This window comes from Mariniphaga sp. (assembly GCF_041687215.1).
In the GTDB taxonomy this organism is placed as follows: Bacteria; Bacteroidota; Bacteroidia; order Bacteroidales; family Prolixibacteraceae; genus Mariniphaga.
The window spans coordinates 13,057-36,761 of record NZ_JAWLCI010000053.1 but is presented as its reverse complement, the minus strand read 5'-3'; the positions used below and the strand labels follow the sequence as shown (position 1 = coordinate 36,761).

Here is a 23,705-nt window from a genome sequence, read left to right as displayed (position 1 = left end):
ATAGAACGGAAAGCAGGGAAACCGTTTTTTATTTACTATCCTATGCTGTTGCCGCACGATCCGTTTGTTCCCACACCCGATTCACCGGAATGGGCAGATCCGGAAAGGCGTTATGAGCACGATACTATTTATTTTAAAGACATGATTGCTTACGTCGATAAAATTATCGGCAGTCTGGAATCGAAACTGAAAGAAAAGAATGTTTGGGAAAATACCCTCTTCATTTTTACTGCCGATAACGGAACCCATCCTTCAGTCATTTCAGCCACCCAATCGGGAAATATAAAGGGGGCAAAAGGGCAATCCATCAATACGGGAAACCATGTACCTATGATTATTTCCTGGCCGGAAAAAATTAAAGAGGGTAGAATTTTTACCGGAATGATTGATTTTGCCGATTTTCTACCAACCCTGGCCGATGTGGCAGGAATTGAGCCGGCTTCTTTTTTCACCGACGGGAAAAGTTTTGCAAATGTTTTAACCAGCAAGAATTTCAGGTCCGAAAAGAAAGAAATTTTCATTCACTATTCGCCCCGCTGGGGAAGGTTTGCGCACAACCGCTGGGTGATGAACGAAGATTATAAACTATATCGTGACGGAAGATTTTACAATACTTTTGATGATCCTTTGGAAGAGAATCCGATTAAAAACCTTTCTGATTCAGAAGAAAAATTAAAGGGAAAATTTGAAATACTCATTCAGCAAAAAGAAAATGAAATTCCTTTTGAGTTGAATGATACAGCATTTATAATTCAAAACTAACCAACATGAATCTTGTCTTTCGAAAAAGATTTAGAAAGTCTTAATTTGGATGGAAAAAACATCTGGCCTTTTTTAACCGGCGAGAAAAAAGTGGCAGATAAGCGTTCAATGTATTGGAAAACCGGGCAAGCCTACGCAGTGAGGGAAGGAAACTGGAAATTGCTGGTTCACCGGAATTCGGGCCAAACCGAATTGTTCAACCTTGAAAATGATTTTAGGAAAACACGCAACCTCAGGGAATCTCATCCTGAAAAGGTGAAACATTTAATGAATATGATGGTGGGGTTTCAAAAAGGGGACAGGTGAAAAAGATTGAAAAAGAGATTTTTTGGAAAAACTTTCTGAATGATTTGAACGGTTAATTATCATATCTTCTTCTTTTAGTCCGCAACCACAACAATCTTCCGAGATAAAAAAAGCCGGAGAATAGAATAATTATAAAAACAATGCTTAAAACTGAATAGGTATCGGCACTAAATCCCCAACGAATTACCTGGCGCAAAGGTAGCCATGATTCTTTCTCAATGGATGTGAATGCAGTGTTGTATTTGGGTGTTTGATTGGGCACAATTGCAGGAAAGACTTGCTGTATGTCGTCCTGAATTTTTTCAATAACCCGTTCCATTTTTTGTTGCAACTCAAAATTTGCTTCAGTATATCTGATTTCATTCAGTTCCAACTCCAACTCAGCCCACTTTGAATTTGTGCCCCAGCTTTTTGTCGAGACCAGGTCGAGTGTTAAAGTGGCAAATGCTCCATTTTGATCACTTAGGTAAATCCGTCTGCGGTTCTGATTTAGGGTAAGTACTGGTTTCAATTTGTATGGATCGATATTGCGGGTGTAAAATGTGGTTTTGAATTTGCCCACCTCATTTCTTTTTACCAGACCCACCAGAGGATGTGAATCGTTAGCACCATTTCTGTCATCGCCCAATGATACGTTGAATTTGATTTCGGAACGTGCTGCACCAGTGGCATCTGCGCGGTCCAGTTTTATCTGAATAAGTTGACGACCATCTTTTTCACTTGCCGGTCCTGAGTGAACAGTGCGCATCCTGTGCCTTACACCATTGTTTTCTGTTAGGAGCATTAAATCCGAAGTATCGAAGTAAGTATCTGTAAAATCTTCGTCTCCAAATTCACCTGTAAATATATAACCCTCGTCAATGAGCCAGGAAACATCTTTGTAACGCACATGCATCCAATCCCAAACATCATCAAATTGTTCAAGAGGCAATCTCAATTTTATTTCATATTCAATGCGAATGTTATTATCGTCGTTGGTTGACAGTTGAAGAGAATTCTCTGAATCTTCAACGTTTATATCAGTTAAATATTCATGATTGATATTAGCATGGGAATCAACAAAAGCAATTCCGGGTATGGTTAGAAGAAGGATAAAAAAAAGCAAAAAAAGTCTGAAAAACAATGCCTTATAGTCTGAAGATTTTTCTTCACCCATTTTTCAATAGATTACAATTTTGAATTGCAATAATACTAAAAAAGCGGGACTGACCAAAAGATCAGAATGGCGTACCTGGGAATGAGTTTTTATGGATTAAAAGAATTTTAATTCCGGAAAATTTTTCACATCCGTTTCACGAATCATTTCCCAAACCGTTTCAATAATGAGTTCTACATTGGGTTTGGAAAAGTATTCCCCGTCAATTCCGTAAGCCGGACGGTGTTCTTTTGCCGGTAAAGTACGTGGCGAAGCATCGAGGTAATCGAAAGCCTTTTGCTCTTCAAGTACTTTTTGCATCATGTAAGCGGTAGCACCTCCGGGAACGTCTTCATCAATAAAGAGTACTTTATTGGTTTTTTTAACCGATTCAAGGATAATGTGATTTACATCGAACGGCAGCAAGGTTTGTACATCGATTACTTCGGCTGATATACCGTAATTTTCAAGCAGTCCGGCTGCTTTTACCGCATGGTGAACGTTCCAGGCATAAGTAACAAATGTGATGTCTGTTCCTGCTTTAACAATTTCAGGAACTCCCAGGGGAACCTTAAATTTACCTATATTTTCGGGAAGTTTTTCTTTTACATTGTAACCTTTCAGCGGTTCAATTACGAGCGCAGGATCGCTGGCTTCCAGCAGGGTGTTGTACATTCCGGCAGCCTGGGTCATATTGCGTGGAAGGCAAAGGTGCATTCCCCGAAGCGAACCCAGTATCATTTGCATAGGCGAACCGGCGTGCCACATTCCCTGCAACTGATGGCCGCGTGTGCGCACAATTACCGGTGCCATTTGTTTTCCTTTGGTTCGATACTGCATACTGGCCAAATCATCACTCAAAGTAGAGTGAGCATAAATCAGATAGTCGAGGTACTGAATTTCGGCAATGGGTCTGAATCCGCGAAGTGCCATTCCAATCCCCTGACCAATAATAGTAGCTTCTCTGATTCCTGCGTCGGAAACACGGTGAGCGCCGTAATTTTTCTGCATACCTTTCATGCCCTGGTTCACATCACCCAGTTTTCCGGTGTCCTGCCCAAATGTTACCAGATTTGGGTATTTGTTAAATAAAACATCGAAATTCCGGCTCAGTATTTCCGAACCGTTTATTTCGATGCTTTCAGTATTGTATCTGGCGGGTTCGGGTTTAACTTTAAGGGCAGAATCTTTACCTTCGCGGTAAAGTTGCTTGTTGTAGAATTCCCGGCTTTTTTGTTCAAATCCGGAAATCCAGTTATTTAATTCTTGTTGCTCTTTTTTGAAATCTGTTTTTGCATGTATCGAAAAATACAGGCGTTTGGCAAAACTTAAATATTTTCTTCTAGTGGGGAAAATACGTTGTTTAATTTCTTTCAATTCGCCGGTTTTATCCAATTTTCCGTTTGAATTTTGGCGAATATTTTCAATAATATTTTCGAGTTCTTCCACTTCAACAGAAAATCCACCGGAATAATTTTTCCAGGCTTTTTGTCGTGCTTCTTTTGCCCGCTTTTCAGCATTGTTTTCTATTTGTGTGAGGGTTTCCATGTCGGCTTTTCCGGTTTCGAGGAGCCATTTTTTGAATTGAATCAAGCCGTCGAATTCTTTTTCCCATTCCAAGCGGTCTTTATCTTTATATCGTTCCTGAGATCCGGAAGTGGAGTGGCCTTGCGGCTGGGTTAATTCCTGAATATGAAATAGTGCCGGAGTTTGGGTTTTCCGGCATTTTGCAATTCCCTCTTTAAATGTTTTTACCAGTGCCGGATAATCCCACCCATTGCAGGTGTAAATTTCAATGCCATTGGTATTTTTCTCTTTTTGAAAACCTTTCAGCGCTTCTGAAATACTGGATTTGGTTGTTTGCAGTTCAACCGGTACACTGATTCCGTAACCATCGTCATAAACCGCAACAGCCATTGGAACCTGCATTACTCCGGCGGCATTGATGGTTTCAAAAAACAGTCCTTCGGAAGTACTGGCATCACCAATGGTTCCAAAAGCTACTTCATTTCCGGTAACATTGTTGTTCAAATGTTTTTTCATTTCAGGATTTTCCCTGACTGTTTTCGATGCCTGTGCCAATCCCAGTAAACGAGGCATTTGTCCACCTGTAGATGATATGTCGGCGGCTGAATTGTATTTCTCTGCCAGGTTTTTAATCTCTCCGTTTTCATCAAGGTTCGAAGTGGTAAAATGATTATTGAAATTTCGGCCTCCTGTGGATGGATTCAGTTCGTCATCGGTTTCGCCATAAATCATAGCAAAAAACTCTTCTGGTTGTAGTAACCCAAGGGCAAGCATAAAAGTCTGGTCGCGATAATAACCCGAGCGCCAGTCGCCTTTTTGAAATGTTTTAGCCATGGCAAGTTGTGGGATTTCTTTTCCGTCGCCAAAAATACCAAAATGGGCCCGGCCGTTGTGTACTTCACGTCGGCCTAAAACACTCAGTTGCCGGCTTAAGTAAGCCAGGTAATAATCGTTAAGTGCTTCTTCTGTCTTTATTTGGTTGGTTGTGGATATTTCCGGTTTTTCTAAATACATGCGCAATTTATTTAAGACTTTTTAGTCTGATAACCGGTAAAATAACGTTTGGGGACGGGATTTGTTTAATGGAGATTCACTGCAGAAATACAAAAATGAAAGAATGCCTGAATGGGCAGGAAATCAATGGAATTCTGAAATCATCTTTTGTGTTATCTGCAAATCACACAAATCTCTATCAATCATAATCAACCTCCACCAAACTCCAATTTTTTCCTTTCACTCTTTTTCCGGCTTTTCAATCCTCCCGTAATATGAAATAGCTTGCCGGTTGGTACTGGTAACATTAAGGGTGGAATATCCCAACTCCGAAATGTGAAATGAATAGGTTATGTAGTCCATTTTATTTTTCACTTCCAGGCTAATCCTATATCCGTTGCCGTTTTCCTCCATCTCATAAATTTCAATAGGCAACGAAAAATCGAAAGCTGAATTCCGTCCACCGTAATCCACATGGTAAGCTACACCGTAAAATGGTAAGTACGAAAAAATAGAATCGTCTCTTACTTCGGCCTCAAAAGTGTAGCTTAACTGGATGCTGCCTCCGCCCAGTGGCATGGCATGGGTTGGAATAAATACAAATGATTTGTTTTCAATCAGATTTTTTACTTCTTCCATTCTTTTTTCCTGACGTTCTTCCCTGCGTTCTTTCCGGCTTTTTACAGGTTCCTGGGCAAAAAGGTCCGGAAGAATTAATGCGATTAAAAATGCGAATAAAATTATACGTTTCATGGCTTCTCAATTTTTTAATTGATACAATAAACTTATTTTCGTTTAATTATTCCGCTACACAGCAAAAATTGTTCCGGCGGAGTTTACGTTTAAAACTAAATTTAGTTATGGCAGGAAAATATATTGGTGCGCACGTTAGCGCTGCGGGCGGCGTTGAGAATGCTCCTGTAAACGCTTTTGAAATAGGTGCAACAGCATTTGCTCTTTTTACCAAAAACCAGCGGCAGTGGCAGGCAAAACCGCTGGCTGAAGAAAGTATCAGCGCGTTTAAAGAAAATTGTGAAAAATTTGGATTTAAGCCTGAGCAGATTTTACCTCACGACAGTTACCTGATTAATTTGGGCCATCCGGAAAAAGCTGCGCTGCAAAAATCGCGCGATGCTTTTCTGGACGAAATGCAACGGTGCGAACAACTGGGCCTCGATCGGCTGAACTTTCACCCGGGGAGCTACCTGAACCAAATCAGTGAAGAGGAATGCCTCAGTATAATTGCGGAATCCATTAATATTTCTTTGGAAAAAACAAAGGGAGTAATCGCTGTTATTGAAAATACCGCCGGGCAGGGGACTAATCTTGGTTTTTCGTTTTACCAGTTAAAAAAAATCATCGATCAGGTGGAGGATAAAAGCAGGGTGGGTGTTTGCATCGACACAGCTCATGCTTATTCTGCCGGATACGACCTGAAAACCAAAGCAGGTTTTGAAAAAGTTTTTCAGGAATTTGATGAGGTGATTGGTTTTGAATACATGAAAGGAATGCACCTGAACGATTCCAAAAAAGATTTTGGTTCGAAGGTGGACCGGCACGACAGTTTGGGCAAAGGCACTTTGGGGCTGGAAGTTTTTGAGTGTATTATGAACGATGATCGGTTTAACGGCATTCCCCTAATTCTGGAAACGCCCAACGAAGACCTCTGGGCCGAAGAAATTAAACTTTTGAAAAGCCTGCAAAAATGAGTGAAACAATTTACCTTAACGGAACTTTTCTTCCGAAAGAAAAAGCAGCAATTTCGCCCGACGACCGCGGGTTTATTTTTGCTGACGGTGTTTACGAAGTGATTAAATATTACAACGGAAAACCTTTTCGGTACGACGACCATCTGGAACGGCTTGAAAGAAGTTTAAAGGAAGTTCAAATCAGATTTGAAGATTTGGCTGTTTTTGAAAACATTTTCAGTAAGTTGCTCGAAGAAAACAGGTTGACCGAAGTACATTCCGGAATTTACCTGCAGATAACCCGCGGTGCTAAAAATCGGGTGCATCATTTCCCTGAAGGAATTCAACCAACGGTTTATGCCTTTGCATTTCCGTTGCCTTCGTTTACCGAAAACCTGGAAAGGGGGATTAAAGTGATTACCCGTGAAGATATCCGTTGGCTGCGCTGCGACATAAAATCGGTTGCGTTGCTGCCCAACACAATGCTTTACAACCAGGCTGTGGAATCCGGGGCAGGGGAGTGCATCCTCATTCGCGATGGCAAGGTGACCGAAGCCACCCATTCCAGTGTGCTTGCAGTAAAAAATGGAACGGTAATTACGCATCCGCTTTCGAACCTGATTTTGCCGGGAATTTCCCGGAAAGTGATTCTGGAGATTTGTACCAAAAACAATATTCCGGTTGAAGAACGGAACTTTTCAGAAAAAGAATTATACGATATGGATGAACTGATGATTTCCGGTACCGGCAGTGAAATAACGCCGGTTATTCAGGTTAATGATACCCCGGTTGGAAACAAAAAACCGGGCGAAATCACCCGGTTTTTGCAAAAGAAATTTTTTGAAATGGTTTAACCAATCATCTCTTTCACTTGTTTGTAAACATTTTCTCTGTTGAAATCGAGTTTTTCGTCGAGCACTTTGTAAGGTGCAGAAAAACCGAACGTTTCCAGACCGAATGTTTTTCCGTTTTCGCCAACCAGTCCGGCCAGAGTTACCGGCAAGCCTGCTGTGAGGCCAAAGCGTGGTACTCCGGTTGGAAGAACACTTTCCTGGTATTCTTCAGGCTGGTTGCGGAACAGTCCTTCCGAAGGAGCGGAAACCACCTGAACTTTCAGGCCGTCTTTTTCTGATAACAGTTTGGCTCCCTCAACCAGTGTGGCAACCTCTGAGCCGCTGGCTACCAGCACCACATCGGGTTTTTCGGCCGATTTCAGTACAATGTAAGCACCTTTTTCGGTTTGCAATGCCGATTCATAAGCATTTCCTTTTACGGGCAGGTTTTCAATATTCTGACGCGACAAAATAAGTGCAGTTGGTGTATCGGTGTTTTCCATGGCCATTTTCCAGGCCACGGTGGCTTCGTTAGCATCAGCCGGACGAAGCACCAACATGCTGTTTTTGCCGCTGTGATTTTTTAGTTTTTCCAGGAGGCGGATTTGTGCTTCCTGTTCCACCGGTTGGTGGGTTGGCCCGTCTTCACCTACGCGGAAAGCGTCGTGTGTCCAAACGTATTTTACCGGAAGTTCCATCAGCGCAGCCAAACGAACGGCAGGTTTCATGTAATCGGAGAAAACGAAAAAGGTTCCGCAAACCGGGATAACCCCGCCGTGCAGCGCCATTCCGTTGGCCATGCAGGCCATGGTTAGTTCGCTAACCCCAACCTGAAGGAACGAACCGCTAAAATCGCCTTTGCTGAAAGCGGTAGTTTTTTTCAGGAATCCGTCGGTTTTATCGGAGTTGGACAGGTCAGCCGAAGCAACAATCAGGTTTTCCACTTTGCCGGCCATTGCGCCCAGCACTGTTCCCGAGGCGCCACGAGTTGCCACATTGGCTTTTTGTTCCACTGCTGAAAAATCAAAATCGGGCAGTTCGCTGGAAAAGAATTTTTTCCATTTTGCGGCCAGTTCCGGATTTTCAGCCTCCCACTTGGCTTGTGCTTCTTTTTTTACTTTAGCAGCCTTAATCAGTTCTTCTTTTCGTTTGTCATAAACAGCTTTTACATCGTCGAAAATTACAAACGGATTTTCAGCATCTCCACCCAGGTTTGCAATGGATTTTGCAAAATCTGCACCTGCTTCACCCAAAGGCATTCCGTGGGTTGAAGTCTGGCTTTCAAAACTTTCTCCTGTTTCTGTAACAGCACCTTTCCCCATTATTGTTTTCCCGATAATCAGGGTTGGTCGTTCTGTTTCGGTTTGAGCATTTTTTAGTGCACCTCTGACCTGGTCAGCATCATTCCCCTGAATGGTGATTACATTCCATCCCCAGGCTTCGTATTTTTTTGCCGTATCTTCAGCCGTAACAATATCTGTTTTTGTAGAAAGCTGAATATCGTTGGAGTCGTAAAACATGATGAGGTTTCCAAGTCCTAAATGTCCTGCAATTCGGCCAGCTCCCTGTGAAACTTCTTCCTGCACTCCGCCATCGGAAATAAACGTGTAAATTTTGTGTGACACCCAGTCACCAAAACGTGCTGCCAAAAATTTGGCGGCAATGGCTGCTCCAACGGCCATAGTGTGTCCCTGTCCGAGCGGACCGGAAGTGTTTTCAACTCCCCGCTCAACATCTAACTCAGGGTGCCCCGGTGTTACGCTGCCCCATTGACGGAAATTTTTCAAATCTTCCATGCTGTAATAACCGGCCAAAGCCAGCACCGAATAAAGCATAGGCGACATGTGACCGGGATCGAGGAAAAACCGGTCGCGGTTGGCCCAGGTCATGTCCGACGGGTCGTAGTTTAAAAATTCAGAATAAAGGATGTGGATAAAATCTGCGCCTCCCATGGCTCCGCCCGGGTGCCCAGATTTCGCTTTTTCCACCATGGCTGCCGAGAGAATACGGATATTGTCGGCTGCTTTGGTTTCCATTCGTTTGCTCATTGTTATCTTTTTTTGAATTAAATTTTTACCTGATTTTCAGTTGATGTCAAAAATAACAAAAAAAGAGGAACCCGTTGAATTCCTCTTTCATGTACAATAATTTTTAACCCTGAATTATGCGTACCATAATAACACCTTTAATGGCTTCCAGCTTTGTTTTAATTTCAGGATTAATGGATGCGCGCGCAACATCAATAATATTGTAGGCAATATTTTCGTGTTTTTTGTTCAGCATGTTGTCGATGTTCAATCCTTCAGAAGCCAGAACACTTGAAATCTGGCTTACCATGTTTGGAATATTCTGGTTAGCAATCAGAATTCTTGCCCCACCGTTACGATCCATTTGCGCCTCAGGAAAGTTAACGGAGTTTTTAATATTTCCGTCTTCCAGAAAATCCTTCACCTGGTTAACAGCCATAATGGCGCAGTTCGTTTCCGATTCTTTAGTTGAAGCACCGAGGTGCGGAATGGCGATTGCGTTTTTCATGTTTAGGGTTTTTTCGTTGGGAAAATCGGTTACATACCGGGCCACTTTTCCTGAATCAATGGCTTCCTCCAATGCATCGAGATCAACCAGTCCGCCACGTGCAAAATTCAGAATGCGGACATCATTTTTCATCATCCCGAATTTTTCCTTGTTAATGTAATTTTTGGTTTCAGGTGTAAGCGGAATATTTAACGTAACATAGTCAGCCTGGCTCAACAATGCCTGAATTCCATTAACAAATTTCACCTGGTTACTTAGCTTTAAAGCCTGTTTAACCGACATGTAAGGGTCGAATCCAATTACTTTCATCCCCAGTGAGTGTGCCGCGTTTGCCACCAAAACACCAATGGCGCCCAGACCTACTACAGCCAGCGTTTTTCCCTGAATTTCCTGGCCTGCAAAATTTTTTTTACCCTGTTCTATAAGTGCCGGAACTTCCTCTCCCTTTCCTGCAAGTGTTTTTGCCCAGGCCACTCCGTCGGTAATGTCGCGCGAAGCCAAAAGTAAACCTGCAATTACTAATTCTTTTACACCATTGGCATTGGCGCCGGGCGTATTAAAAACCACAATTCCCTTTTCTGTACATTTATCAAGCGGAATATTGTTAACACCTGCACCTGCTCGCGCCACGGCTTTTAACGATGGCGGCAATTCCATCTCATGCATGTTGAAACTGCGTAAAACAATGGCATCAGGATGAGGCATTTCACTTGCAATTTCATAATTGTCTAACTGAAAAAGGCTCAGACCTTTAGTGTCAATCTTATTTAATGTTTGAATTTTAAACATATGATTTTAATTTTAATTTGTTAACTGACAGTGCAATACTGACAAATATCAGGAATTTATCTGAAGAAGACAGGCTGATTTCGGCTTAACTTTTCAATATGAAATTAACATTAAGAAGAATTTGAATTTCAGGTGTTTTCCCGTTTCAACCCCGAAAAATATTTTTTAGATGCCCTTTTAACATGGGGCGAAAGGAGCACGGCCGAAATAACTGTTGGGAAAGCCATTAAAGCAAAGGCAATGTCAATAAAACCTATTATAACCCGAAGATTGGAAATTGCGCCGATAATAATAACTCCCACAAAAATATAATTGTAGATATACCCGTATTTTGCACCGGCCACAAATCCCAGGCATTTTACTCCGTAATAAGGAAATGCAAACAGGGTTGACATGGCAAAAAAGGTCACTGCACCAGTTAGTATGTATTTCCCGTAAATGGGAATAGCTGCTTCAAATGCATGGGCCGTTAGCGTAATTCCGTCGGCTGAACTTTCGAGCCAGGTGTTGGTGACAATAATAGCCAGCGCGGTCATGGTGCAAATGATGAGGGTGTCGATAATTGGTCCGAGCATGGCAACCAGACCTTCGCGAACCGGTTCACTGGTTTTGGCTGCACCGTGTGCCATGGGCGCCGTTCCCAAACCGGCCTCGTTTGAAAAAGCTGCACGGCGCACCCCTGTAATAATTACAGCTCCCACCGAACCTCCCAAAACCGCTTCGCCGGTAAAAGCATCGTAAAAAATGGTTTTAAATGCAGGAATAATCTGCGAAGTATTCGAGAAAATGATGATAAGGACTGTAACCACATAAACCACTACCATAATGGGTACAAGCCGGCCTGTAACATTTCCGATTCGTTTAATTCCGCCAATAACCACAATGCCTGTGATGATTGAAATTACAATTCCTGTTAACAGATCAGTCTGAAAGTTTCCGCCAATATTATTGGGAATTAAAACTGTGTCGCGTACCATTTGGGTGAGCTGGTTGGCCTGAAAAAGTGGTGAAACGCCAATCATTCCAACAATGGAAAAAAATACCGCAAGTGGCCGCCAGTTTTTTTCCAGACCTTCGGTAATAAAATACATGGGCCCACCCTGAATTTCGCCGGCTGAGTCTTTCCCCCGATACATGACTGCCAGCGTGCAGGTAAAAAATTTGGTTGAAATACCGAGCAGTGCCGAAATCCACATCCAGAAAACAGCGCCCGGTCCGCCCATCGTTATGGCCACTGCCACACCGCTTACATTTCCCATTCCAACCGTTCCTGCCAATGCGGTGGATAGTGCCTGATAGTGCCGGAGTTGTCCCGGTTCATTGGGGTCGTCATATTTGCCGGTTAAAATTTGCATTGCGTGCCCCAGGTAACGTAACGGGGCCAAACGGGAATAAATCAGGAAATAAAAACCGCCTCCAAGCAATAAAATCAAAACAGGAACACCCCAGATAAAATCTGCGCTGTTTATGATGAATTGCCCGATATTTTCAATTGTTTGGTTCAGGATGATTTTGGATTATTTCAACTGAATTTTGGCAAATACCGGAAGGTGATCGGATGGGAATCTTTGATCTTTAAAATCAGACAAAGTTGCATATTTTAAAACTTCTGCACCCCCGAAGACAAAGATGTAATCAATCCGGCGGCTGGTCAAATCAGCATCAATTTTAAATCCGTTGTATGTGCCCACTGGTCCGTAAGGCGGTTCCTCAGAAACCTCGAAGCTGTCTTTCATGTACTTTTTCAAAAGGATTATTGGCTCCTGATCCGGAGTGAGGTTGAAATCCCCGGTTAAAACAACAGGCAGATTTTTATTGCGGGTCATTTCCCTGATTTTTTTCTCAATGAGAAGCGCCGAATTTTTACGCGCATCCACGCCTACATGATCGAAGTGGGTATTAAAAACCAGGAACTGTTTTCCGGTTACCTTCGACTGAAAACGGCCCCAGGTGACAATTCTGTTAAGCGCTGCATCCCAGCCTTTACTTGGAGCCTCTGGTGTTGGAGAAAGCCAGAAAGTGCCGTGGTCATACAAGATAAATTTCGATTTATTATAGAAAATGGGGGAAAATTCACCTGCCTTTTCGCCATCGTCGCGGCCAACACCAAACCATTCATATTCAGGCATTCCTTTTTCAATGTCGAGAATCTGGTCATAAAGCGCTTCCTGTAAACCAAAAATATCTGCTTCATGAAAGCGCAAAAGTCCGTTAACCATTTCAATGCGGTTTGGCCACGCATTTTCACCGTCGGAAGCTGTGTTGAGCCTGATGTTATAAGAAACAATATTCATTTGCTGCGAAAATAGGGTAGCTGGGATTAAGAACAAAAGGATACTCAATAATTTTTTCATTCGTTTATATTTAAAATTTTTAATGGAAACTCATGGAACTCGCATGCAATGATATCATTCTCCTGTATGAAATTTTTACATGCTCGTTTCATTGCTCACAAAAATTAAATTGTTCGTATTTCTGATTTTGCTTTTCACTTTTTACAATGGTATGCCGTGATTCACCATTTTCTTTCAGAACAAAATTATAACAAAAATCTACAACCTCATCGAAATATTCAGTCATTGGTTTTCCTGCCATTTCGTGCCCGCCGCCACAGGTTGTATGCAGCCAGTAAGGCACATTCAGTTTTTCAAGCTTTTGGGCCAGCGTGTGTGAGCCATGTAAAACCAGATAACCGGGTTTGTTTGTTTCGCAATAATGATGCGGAGCGGTGGCATAGGGCACCAGGTTATCGTCGGTTCCGTGAAAAAAAAGCGAAGGAATAGCTGACTCGCCGTAAATTATGGATGTGTCGGGAATAGCCCCAGCCATGCCAATCACTCCTGCATAGGCAACCGGACCTGAAGGCAAATCGTAACAAACCGGAGGAGAATAAGCGGTTATGAGCACAGCCTCGGCCCCTGCACTGCTGCCGGCAAGAATAAAATTTTGAGGATCTATTTCCAGATACTCATGATTTTGAATAAGGTAAAATGTGGCATCCTGAATGTCAGCCACGGCTGCATCAAAGGTTGCCAGTTTTTCGGAAGCCGGGCAATCGCAGCCAAATCCTCCCGGCTGGTCTTTTCGGGTTAACCGATACGAAATGGAAGCCACTACATACCCATATTCTGCAAGATTGGTACAAAATTGAACGATATCTTCGCTGTTTCTGGTTCCACCCTGAAAACCTCCGCCGTGAACATAAATTATCATTGGCCTGTCTGTGTCCGGATCATTTTGCGGCAGGTAAATATCCATTTCGAGGTTTTCTCCATCCTTGGTGGCGTAGGTGTGTGTTTCAACTGAGATTTCGCTGGTGAAAAATTGAAAATATTTTTCCTGCCCCAGGACATTAAAAACGAGGATTGAAATTGAAATGATTAAAAGGATTTTTTTGTTCATAGTGAAAAAATTTTGCCGAAGATACTAATAATGTGATTTTGGAAAAAACAAAACAAAAAAAGGGATCCGGAATTTCCGAATCCCCATGGTTTAGTTTCCCAAACCAGATGTTAATTATTCAACTGTGAATTATAAAATTTATCTTCCCGAAAAATTTTAAGCTATACACTTTGCTGTATGAATCAAAATTCAATCCAAAGATAATAATTCGCTGAATTCCAATTTTTTGAAGATAATAAGTTAATGTTTTAAGTGTCATTTTGGGAAAGATTTTCTATTATAAAAACAAAAAATCCGGCAGTTGAATACCGGATTTTTTTAAAGTTTGTGAAATAATCATTTAAAAGCGCTCGCGTTTGGTGTATTTTGTATGCAATAAATGATGCGATAACTCACCGAGCGGTTCTTTAAGGAAATCTTTATAAAGTTTCTGAACTTCAGGATTTTCGTGTGATTTTCGGATAGTAAGTTCGGCGTCTTCGGCATAAATGGCTTCGGCACGTTTTTGCCTGATTTCCGGATTGGTTGGAATGGGTTGACCGCCACCTCCAAGGCATCCGCCAGGGCAGGCCATAATTTCCACAAAATGGAAATCGGCTTCACCAGCTTTTACTGCATCCATTATTTTTTTTGCATTAACCAACCCGTGTGCAACGGCACATTTTAGTTCAACACCATCGAGAAAAGCCCATTCTTCCAAAGGATTTTCAATTTTTATAGTTGCTTTTCTTACGCCTTCCAGACCACGAACCGGTGTAATGTTGAGGTTTTCGAAAGGCACTTCGCGTCCGGTTACCAGTTCGTAGGCTGTTCGCAAAGCTGCTTCCATTACCCCGCCTGTTGCTCCGAAAATAACTCCGGCTCCGGTTGAATCGCCCATTAACCTGTCAAATTTTGCAGGCGCCAGTTTGTCGAAATCCAATCCGGCCTGTTTAACCATAATGGCCAATTCTCTGGTTGTTAAAACATAGTCCACATCACGGTATCCGCTATCGTGCATTTCGGGTCGGTGTGCTTCGTATTTTTTTGCTGTACAAGGCATTATGGAAACCGATATGATGTTTTCAGGTTCAATGTTTCTTGCTTTGGCGTAATAGGTTTTTGCCAGTGCTCCAAACATTTGCTGGGGCGATTTACAGGTGGAAAGATTATCCAGGTGTTCAGGATATAAATGTTCGATGTATTTGATCCAGCCTGGTGAGCAGGAAGTTATCATCGGAATTTTAACATTTTTGTCTTTTTCAACGAGAGCTTTTTTTAGTCTCATGAGCAATTCGGTGCCCTCTTCCACAATAGTTAAGTCGGCAGTAAAGTCGGTATCGAGAACTGAATCGAATCCCAATCTGCGCAAAGCAGCCACCATTTTACCGGTAACTCTTTCGCCGGGTTTCATTCCCATTTCCTCGCCTAAACCAACGCGTACGGCAGGTGCTGTTTGTACCACTACATGTTTTGTGGGATCAGAAATTGCACCCCATACTTCTTCAATGTAATTTCTTTCAACCAGGGCGCCTGTTGGGCAGTGGTTAACACATTGGCCGCAATTGGTACAAACCACATCATTCATGGCTTTTTCAAAGAAAGTGGAAATTTTCATTCTGTCGCCTTTGTAAGCCACGGTCAGTGCATTTACGCCCTGAAGTTCAGCGCAGGTTCTTACACACCGCTGGCACCTGATACATTTGCTGTCGTCTTTCATAATCGACGGCGAAAACATATCGATGGTGTAATTTTTCAGTGGTGCCAGTTCCAAAAAATCCTGAGTCATTATTTTATATTCCGATGCCAGTTCCTGCAATTCACAGTTTCCATTCCGGTAACACTTGGTGCAGTCTGCGTTATGTTCGGCCAGCAACAGTTCAATAATGTGTTTTCTTGAATTTCTTACTTTTAAACTGTTGGTAAGAATTTCCATGCCGTCTTCACACGGAGTGGCACAGGCAGCAGAAAGTCTTTTCTGACCTACAACTTCAACCACACAAACACGGCAGTTACCCGCCACACAAAGGTCTTTGTGGTAGCAAAGTGTTGGAATTCTGATGCCTTCTTCTTCTGCGGCTTCAAGTATGGTTTTCCCTTTTTTAATTTCTACAGGAAAACCGTTTATGGTTATATTAACTTTTTTGTTCATTGCTTCAAATTAAGTTTTTTAGTAAATCATTTCTTCACGGAAGTTCTCTACAATGGAAGAGAAAGAATTGGCTACCGACTGGCCCAATCCGCATTTAGCTGTAAGCTGCATGGTTTCGGTAAGCTTTAAAAGCTTGTCGAGGTATGCTGCTGGTTTTTCCCCTCTTTTAACGGCTTTAATTCCCAGCAACAGTTGCTGGCAACCAACCCGGCATGGTGTGCACTGGCCACACGATTCTTCCCTGAAAAATTCGAGGTAATTATCGAGCACGTTGAACATGGACCTTGAGCTGTTAAAAAGCATCATAGAACCTCCGGTTGGAAGTGAAATACCTACAAGTTTTCCTTCGTATCCAATGGCAGTGTCTTTAAATTTTTTGCGTGGAACCAGAAAGCCAGATGCACCGCCAACTTGTACTGCTTTTGTATCTCCATCGCCAAATTCATAAACGAAATCCTGAAGACTCATGCCGAGCTCCAGTTCGTAAATGCCAGGTTTTGGCGTATCGCCCGACACAGAAAATAGTTTGGTTCCGCGTGAATACTGCACGCCCAAATCGTAGAATTTTTTAGCGCCGTATTTAAATATGGTCCAGGTGTGAACCAGCGTTTCTACGTTATTTATAACAGTGGGTTTGCCTCGGTATCCGGCCTGAGTAGGAAATGGCGGTTTGTTGCGGGGTTCTCCGCGTCTGCCTTCCATCGATTCCATCAGGGCGGTTTCTTCACCACAAATGTAGGCACCGCTTCCCATAAAAATTTTTATTTTGAAATCGAGGTTAATTTCCTGACAGTAGTATTGGAATTCGTCAATAGCCTTATACAGTTCTTCTTCCAGAAATTTGTATTCGCCCCGCAGGTAAATAAAACCTTCTTTTGCACCGGTAACATAGCCGCAAACAGCCATTGCTGTAAGTACTTTATACGGAACTTTGGAGAGTATTTCGCGGTCTTTGAAAGTTCCGGGTTCGCCCTCGTCGGCATTACAAATTACATATTTTTCCGTTGCTTTTGATTCTGCAGTCAGCTTCCATTTTAATCCGGTAGGGAAACCGGCGCCACCACGTCCTTTTAGTTCAGAACTGATGAGTTCGTTAATAATTTCATCGGGTTTCTTTTTGATGGTAGTGGAAAGAACTTTTTCCCAGTCGTTTTCATTTCTGAAAATGAAATCTACCCTTTTAAGTTGATATGAGTATGCCATTGCTTCCTGTTTTAAATGTTTTCTTTCATGTATTTCGTAAGAATTTCCCGTACCTTTTCTGGTGTCACTTCGGTATAAACATCGTCGTTTATAAGCATTGCCGGAGCTTTGTGACACCATCCCAGGCAGTTGGTTTCAAGCAGGGTAAACTTCTTGTCGGGTGTGGTTTCACCTGTTTTAATTTTCAGCATGTCCTGAATGGCAAATAGCAACTGGTTTTTACCCTTCATGGCACAGGTAATGGTTTTACAAATACGAATAATGTATTTACCCGCAGGTTTCGTTTCCAGGAACGAATAGAAGGTGGCCGTTCCAAATACTTCAGCAGCAGGAATGTCCATTTCCCGCGCAATTTCAATCATGGAGTACTCAGAAAGGTACTTTTCTTTTTGGACTACTCCCTGCATTACTGGCAGCAGGTTTTCGCGATGCCTGCCATGTTGATCGGCCAGGTCTTTAATTAAAGATTGGATGGGATTCATAGGCAAAATTTAAGTTATAAAATCGTTTTTTTTAAGTAAATTTAAATACCTTTTCAGGTATGATTTGTTGTATAAAATATGCCAACAAAACTGTGCATAAAAATAAGCAGATGATTGAAAAAAAACGAGGACATTGTTGTGTAACATGTCTGTTCTTCAACATGATTTTGGATGTATAACGTAGAATAAGTTTAAATAAGCATGAAATTATGATTTTTATCAAAAAAAAGACCGGTTTATTTGGTTTGATTTTTGTTTAAAAAAAAGCATAAAAAATGAAAATTATAAGCAACCTTTTTAGCCATGAGGTTGTCATTATTTCAGAAGCCATTCATTTTTTAAAATTACAAGAATCAGAAAGCAATGAAAACAATGATCAGATTATTCTTTTTGGGGATAGTTTTTATATTTCCCCAGGCCGCAGAGGCACAACTTTTATCTCTTTCAGGGTATGTAAAAAATTTCATTACCGGCGAACCCGTTGAAAATGCAGCCATTTATGAAGCAGATTCCGGAATTGGAACTATCACAAACAAAGATGGTTACTACAAATTGCTTTTGCAAAAAGGAGAACAGAGATTAAAAATTTCCAGTACCGGTAGCGAAAGTTATAATGCCACTTTTGTTATGGTATCAGATACAATTATTTCTGTTGAATTAAAACCACTCAATTTTTCCGGAAACAGTGTTGTTGCGGGAAATAAAGTAGTAAAAGACTCGGTTTTTGAAAATGAAAATTCATCTTCAACAAAAAAGCGGCGCTAATTTTGGTTTTGGTTTTACGAATGCAATTTTTTAATGAAAAAATATTTCTCATTTTGAAAAGAGGAACTCTGAAATTTTAATTTTACTTGCTTTTTAGTACCTGAGTAATGGTAACTCCAAGACTTTTGTCGGGCCGCGGAATTTGGATTAAGTCGCTAAGCGTGGGCACCAAATCAACAGCATTGTGTTTTTCCGTAATGTTTTGTGGCTGAATGCCCGCGCCGTAAAATACCAGCGGAATATGAGATTGGTCGGTAAAATTCACTTTTTTAAATTTATAGGATGGCTGCCAGCCCTCTTTCAAAAGATAGAGAAAATCGCCCGATCGGTCTTTGGCATACGATTTATAAAGTGTTGCCAGCAGCCCGTTTGTTGAACTTCCCTGTTCGAGCTGGTGCGCTGTCATCGACAACTGAACACCTTCAAACTGGTTGATAAAATTCGAAGCTTCCTCCCGTATTTCATTCAGGCTAATTTTATTTTTTTTAATTAAATCGTGGTTTAAATAAACCTGAAGATCGGAGTAAAATTCAATCCAGTTCCCCTCTCCGTAAGTAACATTCAGATAGGAGGTAAGTAATGCAAGTGAACTTTCGGGCGAAAAATGATTGACCGGCAAATGAAATTCTTCCTTCAGGTAATCAACCGGATAAGACGCTGAAGTGTTGGCTGTAAGAAAAAAGAGCACGTTTTCTTTTCCGAACTTTTTTTCGGCATAATTTACCACTTCTGCAATGTATTTATCAAGGTAAAGGTAACTGTCCTGCATTTCCAGTGATGCCGGCCCAAAAGATCCGTTTTCGTAATCCATGGAAGAAAAAACAAAAGTAACAAAGTCGGTGTGCTCGTCTTCCCCAATGGGTTCATTTTCAAATAGCTGAATAGCGAAGTTCTTTATAATTTCATTGGCATAAGGTGTTGTTTTTACCGGAGTAAGTTGTTCAGCTCTTCGTGTGTATTTGCCAATGGTGTGAGGAAATGTGTTCCAACTGTCGAAATACCCTTTTTCCAGCAGGTAATTATCGGGCAGGCTTTCGGTATAATCTTTTTCGGGCAAAAGAGTTACCCAGTTTTGGTAGCTATACCTTTCTCCGTAATTTTCCCTGTTAAAATCCTGTACCCAATCAGGAAAAGTACTGATGTAAAATGAACTAGAAATCATTCTTCCGTTTTCGGTGTCAAACCAGAATGCTCCGTTGGCGGCATGACCGGCTGCAAAAATTGCTGATTCACGGTTCATGGAAGCACTGAAAACCATCGATTTTCCCTGCGAAAATATTTTAAGATTGTCGGTTATGGTGTTGGAAAGAAGCTTTTTAGGTGAAGCATTTCCGTTTTTAGAATCTGAACCCACGGTAAAATAATAATCATCTGTTGTACATTCTGTCTCTTTACTGCGCAAACGGTCGTACCAGGTTTTTCCAATAATTCCGTGGATGGATGGATTGACGCCGGTAAAAAGTGTGGCTGTTCCGCTGGCGTAATTGTGGTAATGCTGGGTTAAATTTACATTGGAACAAACTGCTCCGCCTGCATATAATTTTTTAAACCCGTCAGGTTGAAACTTATTCCAGTAGCGTTGAATGTAGTCAGGGCGCATGTTTTCAACTACCAATCCAATCACCACTTTGGGTTTTTGCGCATTTATGTTGTAATTTGCAGGTGCCTGTGCAGTTGCTATTGCAATATAAAACAGGCAAAATATAGAAGAAAAAACTTTAATCATAATGCAATATTTTGGCCGGCTAAATTAACAAAGTCCGAGCTTAATTCAAACAAACGCAGAGTCAGCCAAAATATTTTTATGTATTTTTAAAGCCATTTTAAATTTAAAAACCAATAGAGATGAAGAAAAGCCTTGCAATAATTTTTTTCCTGTTTTTTACGTTGAATATTTTTTCACAAGAATTGTCTTACCGGATGGAGGAACTCACTGCTCCTGAATTTATTAGTGCAGTAGAAAAAAGTGCCAAGACGTGTATAATTCCCATAGGAGTTATGGAAAAACATGGCGCCCAATTGCCTTTGGGAACCGATTTGTACCTGGCACGCGAATATGCCTTGCGGGCGGCAGAACAGGAATACACTGTAGTTTTTCCCTGGTACTATTTCAGCCAAATTAACGAAGCCCGTCACCAACCCGGCACTATTTCCTACAGCCCGGAACTGATATGGAAAGTGTTGCAGGAAACACTTGATGAACTGAACCGCAACGGATTCGAGAAAATAATTCTGGTAAACGGACATGGCGGAAACAATGCCTTTCTAAATTATTTCGGAATGGCGCAGTTGTCGGAACCGCGCGATTACACGCTTTACTGGTTCAGGCCTGATCGGAGCCGCGAAATACGGGAAAAAGCTGAATCACTTACTCAACCCGATCGATTTGATTCACATGCCGGAAACAGCGAAACTTCTATGATGACCGCTGCACAACCTGATTTTACTCATTCTGAACGTTCAGGACAGCAATCGGGTGTTGACCAGGAACGAATGAAACATCTCGATTTTGTTTATACCGGAATCTGGTGGTACGCCAGTTTCCCGAATCATTATGGCGGCGATGGCGCCAAAGCCAATGCCGAAGCCGGCGAACTGTTGATAAATGAAACGGTTGACCAGTTGGTAAAAATGATTCGGCAGGTAAAATCCGATGAAGTGGTTCCTGAATTGCAGAAACAATTTTTTGAAGAATCAGAAAATCCGCTCAAAACGAAGCAATAGTTTTTTCTGAAAAAGATATTTTTGAACGTTTTTAAAAGGAAATTTTCTATTCAAAAAGAATGATTTCATTTTTCTTCTTCCACATATTCCAGAATATCGCCCGGTTGACAATCCAAAACTTTGCAAATTGCTTCGAGCGTACTGAAACGGATGGCTTTGGCTTTTCCTGTTTTCAAAATGGAAAGATTGGCCAGCGTGATATTCACTTTTTCGGAAAGTTCGTTCAGCGACATTTTTCGCTTTGCCATCATTACATCAAGGTTCACTACAATGGCCATGATTAAACTGTTAATTCGTTTTCTGATTGAATTTCCACACCCCGCCTGAAAATCTGAGAAACAACAAACATGAGCCCGGCCATAAATAGAAACTCGCTTGCATTCCAGTCATTTTGAAATCGTTCTGCCATTTCGCCCACCCATCCGGCGTATGTGCTTCCCACATATCCCAAAACTGAAATACTGAAAAGCAGGTAACTGATTTTTTCCAGTTTGTGCGTTAATTCCAGGGTAAAAAGACTTTCTATTTTAAACAATGAAATTATTCTGGCAACCCTGTACCAAACATTGGCTTTCAATATTAAAAGAGCCACCCAGGCTGCTACCAGAACACTGTATTTAAAAAAGTTGTGAATTCTCAATTCAAGCAGGTCGGACCCCATGTATAAGTTTTGGGCTCCTTCCGGATGAAAATAACTCACAACGTATGAAATAATATTAGCGCCAGCCTTCACAGCAAATCCGAAAAATGCTATCCATGCAATTATTTTCAATACAATCAAAACTTGTTCTGTTCTTGTTTGAGCTTTGAATTCCATATTTATGATATTTTAAAAATTGATTTGTTGCAAATATCAATAAAAATTTATTGAAAAACAATAAAAATAGTATGCTTTTCAATAATTATTTTTCCGAACCAATTTTTTTTAAGCTATTGCTTTATTATTCAGTGATTTCTATTTCAGACAAATTTATCCTTACTTTGCCGGAAAATTAGAAAGAAATGGGAAAGAAGCGCGTGAATGTGGTGACAATGGGATGTTCGAAAAACCTGGTGGATTCGGAGGTTTTGCTGAATCAGTTGCAAAGAGGGGATTTTGAAGTGGTGCACGATTCCAGCGAAACCGGTTTCGATGCGGTTTTTGTAAATACCTGCGGTTTTATCCACGACGCCAAACAGGAATCCATTGATATGATTCTGGATTATGTGGATGCCAAAAAACGGGGCGATATTGGAAAGCTGTACGTAATGGGTTGCCTCTCCGAACGTTATCAAAAAGATTTGGAAAAAGAAATTCCGGAAGTGGACCGCTATTTTGGCAAATTCGATTTGAAAGCCATGGTGGATGAACTCCAGGTGAACTATTATCCGGAATACATTTATGAGCGGAAAATAACCACACCTTCGCACTACGCTTATCTGAAAATTGCCGAAGGCTGCAACCGCTCCTGCGCGTTTTGTGCTATTCCTATGATGACCGGCCGGCATAAATCCCGCACTATTGAGAGTCTGGTGAAAGAAGCCCGGTACCTGGCTAAAAAAGGAGTAAAAGAAATCTTGCTTATAGCCCAGGAATTATCGTATTACGGTATTGATATTTACGGAAAAAACCGGTTGCCCGATTTGATTGACCAGATTTCGGAAATCGAAGGAATCGAGTGGATTCGGTTGCATTATTTGTATCCCACAAAATTTCCGTACGAGATTTTGCCGGTGATGCGCGAAAATCCGAAAGTGTGCAAATACCTCGATATGCCACTGCAGCACATCGCCAATCCGGTGCTGAAAAATATGTTGCGCCATGTTACCCGCGAAGAAACTGAAGCACTCATCAAAAGAATCAAAGAAGAAGTGCCCGGCGTTATTTTGCGCACCACGATGCTGGTGGGGTTTCCCGGTGAAACGGAAGCTGATTTTGAAGAGTTGAAACAATTTATTATCGACACAAAATTTGAACGGCTGGGCGTTTTTACCTATTCGCACGAAGAAAATACATACGCTGCAAAAAAATTTAAGGACAATGTTCCGGAGGACGTGAAACAGGCACGCGCTGATGAAATAATGGAAATTCAGCAGCAAATTTCGGCTGAGTTGAACCGGCAAAAAATCGGACAAATTTATCAGGTGATAATCGACCGGAAAGAAGATGATTATTACGTGGGACGGACAGAGTTTGATTCCCCCGAAGTGGACGGTGAGGTGCTTATTTCTTCCACTTCAGAATTGAAAAAAGGTGAATTTTACCGCGTAAAAATAACCGGCGCCGAAGATTACGATTTGTTCGGAGAATTGGTTTGAAACTAAAACACAGCACCGTCCTTTAGGGCGATGTTTCGATGTAATATAAAAGTCATAATTCCTGGCGAGTTTTACATTATTGATTGAATAACCGCATATATATGTAAAAGTAAATCTCCCGCTGATTGCGCA

The 23,705-nt window shown here is 41.5% G+C and carries 21 protein-coding genes; 7 read left to right on the top strand and 14 right to left on the bottom strand.

Going from position 1 to position 23,705, the window contains the following annotated elements; genetic code table 11:
- Positions 1 to 762 (top strand): sulfatase-like hydrolase/transferase (locus ACESMA_RS16315; protein ID WP_372949920.1); only part of this gene is annotated, 762 nt, incomplete at its 5' end.
- A 45-nt stretch (positions 763 to 807) separates the two neighbouring features.
- A complete protein-coding gene (locus ACESMA_RS16310; protein ID WP_372949919.1) occupies positions 808 to 1,068 on the top strand; it encodes a hypothetical protein in 261 nt (86 codons plus the stop codon).
- A 52-nt stretch (positions 1,069 to 1,120) separates the two neighbouring features.
- On the opposite strand, the gene ACESMA_RS16305 is transcribed toward ACESMA_RS16310, so the two are convergent.
- From ACESMA_RS16305 to ACESMA_RS16295, 3 genes are all read right to left on the bottom strand, one after another.
- Positions 1,121 to 2,224, bottom strand: a complete 1,104-nt coding sequence (locus ACESMA_RS16305; RefSeq protein WP_372949918.1) for a CYTH domain-containing protein — start codon at positions 2,222 to 2,224, stop codon at positions 1,121 to 1,123.
- A gap of 96 nt (positions 2,225 to 2,320) precedes the next feature.
- Entirely contained in the window at positions 2,321 to 4,744 is a 2,424-nt protein-coding gene (locus tag ACESMA_RS16300) for a thiamine pyrophosphate-dependent enzyme (protein ID WP_372949917.1), read from the bottom strand.
- A 219-nt stretch (positions 4,745 to 4,963) separates the two neighbouring features.
- Positions 4,964 to 5,476, bottom strand: coding sequence for a DUF4251 domain-containing protein (locus ACESMA_RS16295; protein WP_372949916.1), 513 nt, complete (start codon positions 5,474 to 5,476; stop codon positions 4,964 to 4,966).
- 107 nt (positions 5,477 to 5,583) lie between these two features.
- On the opposite strand from ACESMA_RS16295, the gene nfo reads away from it, so the two are divergent.
- On the top strand, positions 5,584 to 6,432 hold the full coding sequence (nfo, locus tag ACESMA_RS16290; RefSeq protein WP_372949915.1) for a deoxyribonuclease IV: 849 nt from the start codon (positions 5,584 to 5,586) through the stop codon (positions 6,430 to 6,432).
- Positions 6,429 to 7,265: a D-amino-acid transaminase gene (gene dat / locus ACESMA_RS16285; protein WP_372949914.1), complete on the top strand. Its 837-nt coding sequence runs from the start codon at positions 6,429 to 6,431 to the stop codon at positions 7,263 to 7,265. Before nfo ends, dat begins: the two co-directional genes overlap by 4 nt.
- On the opposite strand, the gene ACESMA_RS16280 is transcribed toward dat, so the two are convergent.
- From ACESMA_RS16280 to nuoE, 8 genes are all read right to left on the bottom strand, one after another.
- A complete protein-coding gene (locus ACESMA_RS16280) occupies positions 7,262 to 9,292 on the bottom strand; it encodes a transketolase family protein (protein ID WP_372949913.1) in 2,031 nt (676 codons plus the stop codon). The two genes, dat and ACESMA_RS16280, sit on opposite strands and share 4 nt — an antisense overlap.
- Positions 9,293 to 9,395: 103 nt before the next feature.
- A complete protein-coding gene (locus tag ACESMA_RS16275; protein ID WP_372949912.1) occupies positions 9,396 to 10,568 on the bottom strand; it encodes a phosphoglycerate dehydrogenase in 1,173 nt (390 codons plus the stop codon).
- A 128-nt stretch (positions 10,569 to 10,696) separates the two neighbouring features.
- Entirely contained in the window at positions 10,697 to 12,019 is a 1,323-nt protein-coding gene (locus tag ACESMA_RS16270; RefSeq protein ID WP_372949921.1) for an alanine/glycine:cation symporter family protein, read from the bottom strand.
- Between the two features lie 66 nt (positions 12,020 to 12,085).
- On the bottom strand, positions 12,086 to 12,922 hold the full coding sequence (locus ACESMA_RS16265; protein WP_372949911.1) for an endonuclease/exonuclease/phosphatase family protein: 837 nt from the start codon (positions 12,920 to 12,922) through the stop codon (positions 12,086 to 12,088).
- Positions 12,923 to 13,010: 88 nt separating this feature from the next.
- Positions 13,011 to 13,970 carry an alpha/beta hydrolase gene (locus tag ACESMA_RS16260; RefSeq protein ID WP_372949910.1) on the bottom strand — a complete coding sequence of 320 codons (960 nt, stop codon included), beginning with the start codon at positions 13,968 to 13,970 and terminating at the stop codon, positions 13,011 to 13,013.
- Between the two features lie 340 nt (positions 13,971 to 14,310).
- On the bottom strand, positions 14,311 to 16,101 hold the full coding sequence (locus tag ACESMA_RS16255) for an NADH-dependent [FeFe] hydrogenase, group A6 (RefSeq protein WP_372949909.1): 1,791 nt from the start codon (positions 16,099 to 16,101) through the stop codon (positions 14,311 to 14,313).
- Between the two features lie 18 nt (positions 16,102 to 16,119).
- Positions 16,120 to 17,304 (bottom strand): NADH-quinone oxidoreductase subunit F, encoded by a 1,185-nt coding sequence (locus ACESMA_RS16250; protein WP_372949908.1) that lies wholly within the window; start codon positions 17,302 to 17,304, stop codon positions 16,120 to 16,122.
- 11 nt (positions 17,305 to 17,315) lie between these two features.
- On the bottom strand, positions 17,316 to 17,786 hold the full coding sequence (gene nuoE / locus ACESMA_RS16245; protein WP_372949907.1) for an NADH-quinone oxidoreductase subunit NuoE: 471 nt from the start codon (positions 17,784 to 17,786) through the stop codon (positions 17,316 to 17,318).
- Between the two features lie 363 nt (positions 17,787 to 18,149).
- Between nuoE and ACESMA_RS16240 the strand changes: the two genes are divergently transcribed.
- Positions 18,150 to 18,551, top strand: a complete 402-nt coding sequence (locus ACESMA_RS16240; protein ID WP_372949906.1) for a carboxypeptidase-like regulatory domain-containing protein — start codon at positions 18,150 to 18,152, stop codon at positions 18,549 to 18,551.
- Positions 18,552 to 18,633: 82 nt separating this feature from the next.
- Here the strand turns inward: ACESMA_RS16240 and ACESMA_RS16235 are convergent, their stop codons facing one another.
- On the bottom strand, positions 18,634 to 20,277 hold the full coding sequence (locus ACESMA_RS16235) for an alkaline phosphatase family protein (protein ID WP_372949905.1): 1,644 nt from the start codon (positions 20,275 to 20,277) through the stop codon (positions 18,634 to 18,636).
- A gap of 119 nt (positions 20,278 to 20,396) precedes the next feature.
- On the opposite strand from ACESMA_RS16235, the gene ACESMA_RS16230 reads away from it, so the two are divergent.
- Positions 20,397 to 21,275, top strand: coding sequence for a creatininase family protein (locus tag ACESMA_RS16230; protein WP_372949904.1), 879 nt, complete (start codon positions 20,397 to 20,399; stop codon positions 21,273 to 21,275).
- A gap of 65 nt (positions 21,276 to 21,340) precedes the next feature.
- On the opposite strand, the gene ACESMA_RS16225 is transcribed toward ACESMA_RS16230, so the two are convergent.
- Positions 21,341 to 21,553, bottom strand: a complete 213-nt coding sequence (locus tag ACESMA_RS16225) for a helix-turn-helix domain-containing protein (RefSeq protein WP_372949903.1) — start codon at positions 21,551 to 21,553, stop codon at positions 21,341 to 21,343.
- Between the two features lie 2 nt (positions 21,554 to 21,555).
- A complete protein-coding gene (locus tag ACESMA_RS16220) occupies positions 21,556 to 22,092 on the bottom strand; it encodes a DUF2975 domain-containing protein (RefSeq protein ID WP_372949902.1) in 537 nt (178 codons plus the stop codon).
- A gap of 185 nt (positions 22,093 to 22,277) precedes the next feature.
- Here ACESMA_RS16220 and rimO point away from each other — a divergent pair, with 185 nt between their 5' ends.
- Positions 22,278 to 23,573 (top strand): 30S ribosomal protein S12 methylthiotransferase RimO, encoded by a 1,296-nt coding sequence (gene rimO, locus ACESMA_RS16215; RefSeq protein WP_372949901.1) that lies wholly within the window; start codon positions 22,278 to 22,280, stop codon positions 23,571 to 23,573.
- Positions 23,574 to 23,705 lie beyond the last annotated feature (132 nt).

What these genes read in the sequence shown, in the direction of transcription:
- ACESMA_RS16305 (WP_372949918.1), bottom strand. Translation starts at nt 2,224, where the DNA reads ATGGGTGAAGAAAAATCTTCAGACTATAAGGCATTGTTTTTCAGACTT.
- ACESMA_RS16300 (WP_372949917.1), bottom strand. Translation starts at nt 4,744, where the DNA reads ATGTATTTAGAAAAACCGGAAATATCCACAACCAACCAAATAAAGACA.
- ACESMA_RS16295 (WP_372949916.1), bottom strand. Translation starts at nt 5,476, where the DNA reads ATGAAACGTATAATTTTATTCGCATTTTTAATCGCATTAATTCTTCCG.
- nfo (WP_372949915.1), top strand. Translation starts at nt 5,584, where the DNA reads ATGGCAGGAAAATATATTGGTGCGCACGTTAGCGCTGCGGGCGGCGTT.
- dat (WP_372949914.1), top strand. Translation starts at nt 6,429, where the DNA reads ATGAGTGAAACAATTTACCTTAACGGAACTTTTCTTCCGAAAGAAAAA.
- ACESMA_RS16280 (WP_372949913.1), bottom strand. Translation starts at nt 9,292, where the DNA reads ATGAGCAAACGAATGGAAACCAAAGCAGCCGACAATATCCGTATTCTC.
- ACESMA_RS16275 (WP_372949912.1), bottom strand. Translation starts at nt 10,568, where the DNA reads ATGTTTAAAATTCAAACATTAAATAAGATTGACACTAAAGGTCTGAGC.
- ACESMA_RS16265 (WP_372949911.1), bottom strand. Translation starts at nt 12,922, where the DNA reads ATGAAAAAATTATTGAGTATCCTTTTGTTCTTAATCCCAGCTACCCTA.
- ACESMA_RS16260 (WP_372949910.1), bottom strand. Translation starts at nt 13,970, where the DNA reads ATGAACAAAAAAATCCTTTTAATCATTTCAATTTCAATCCTCGTTTTT.
- ACESMA_RS16255 (WP_372949909.1), bottom strand. Translation starts at nt 16,101, where the DNA reads ATGAACAAAAAAGTTAATATAACCATAAACGGTTTTCCTGTAGAAATT.
- ACESMA_RS16250 (WP_372949908.1), bottom strand. Translation starts at nt 17,304, where the DNA reads ATGGCATACTCATATCAACTTAAAAGGGTAGATTTCATTTTCAGAAAT.
- nuoE (WP_372949907.1), bottom strand. Translation starts at nt 17,786, where the DNA reads ATGAATCCCATCCAATCTTTAATTAAAGACCTGGCCGATCAACATGGC.
- ACESMA_RS16240 (WP_372949906.1), top strand. Translation starts at nt 18,150, where the DNA reads ATGAAAACAATGATCAGATTATTCTTTTTGGGGATAGTTTTTATATTT.
- ACESMA_RS16235 (WP_372949905.1), bottom strand. Translation starts at nt 20,277, where the DNA reads ATGATTAAAGTTTTTTCTTCTATATTTTGCCTGTTTTATATTGCAATA.
- ACESMA_RS16230 (WP_372949904.1), top strand. Translation starts at nt 20,397, where the DNA reads ATGAAGAAAAGCCTTGCAATAATTTTTTTCCTGTTTTTTACGTTGAAT.
- ACESMA_RS16225 (WP_372949903.1), bottom strand. Translation starts at nt 21,553, where the DNA reads ATGGCCATTGTAGTGAACCTTGATGTAATGATGGCAAAGCGAAAAATG.
- ACESMA_RS16220 (WP_372949902.1), bottom strand. Translation starts at nt 22,092, where the DNA reads ATGGAATTCAAAGCTCAAACAAGAACAGAACAAGTTTTGATTGTATTG.
- rimO (WP_372949901.1), top strand. Translation starts at nt 22,278, where the DNA reads ATGGGAAAGAAGCGCGTGAATGTGGTGACAATGGGATGTTCGAAAAAC.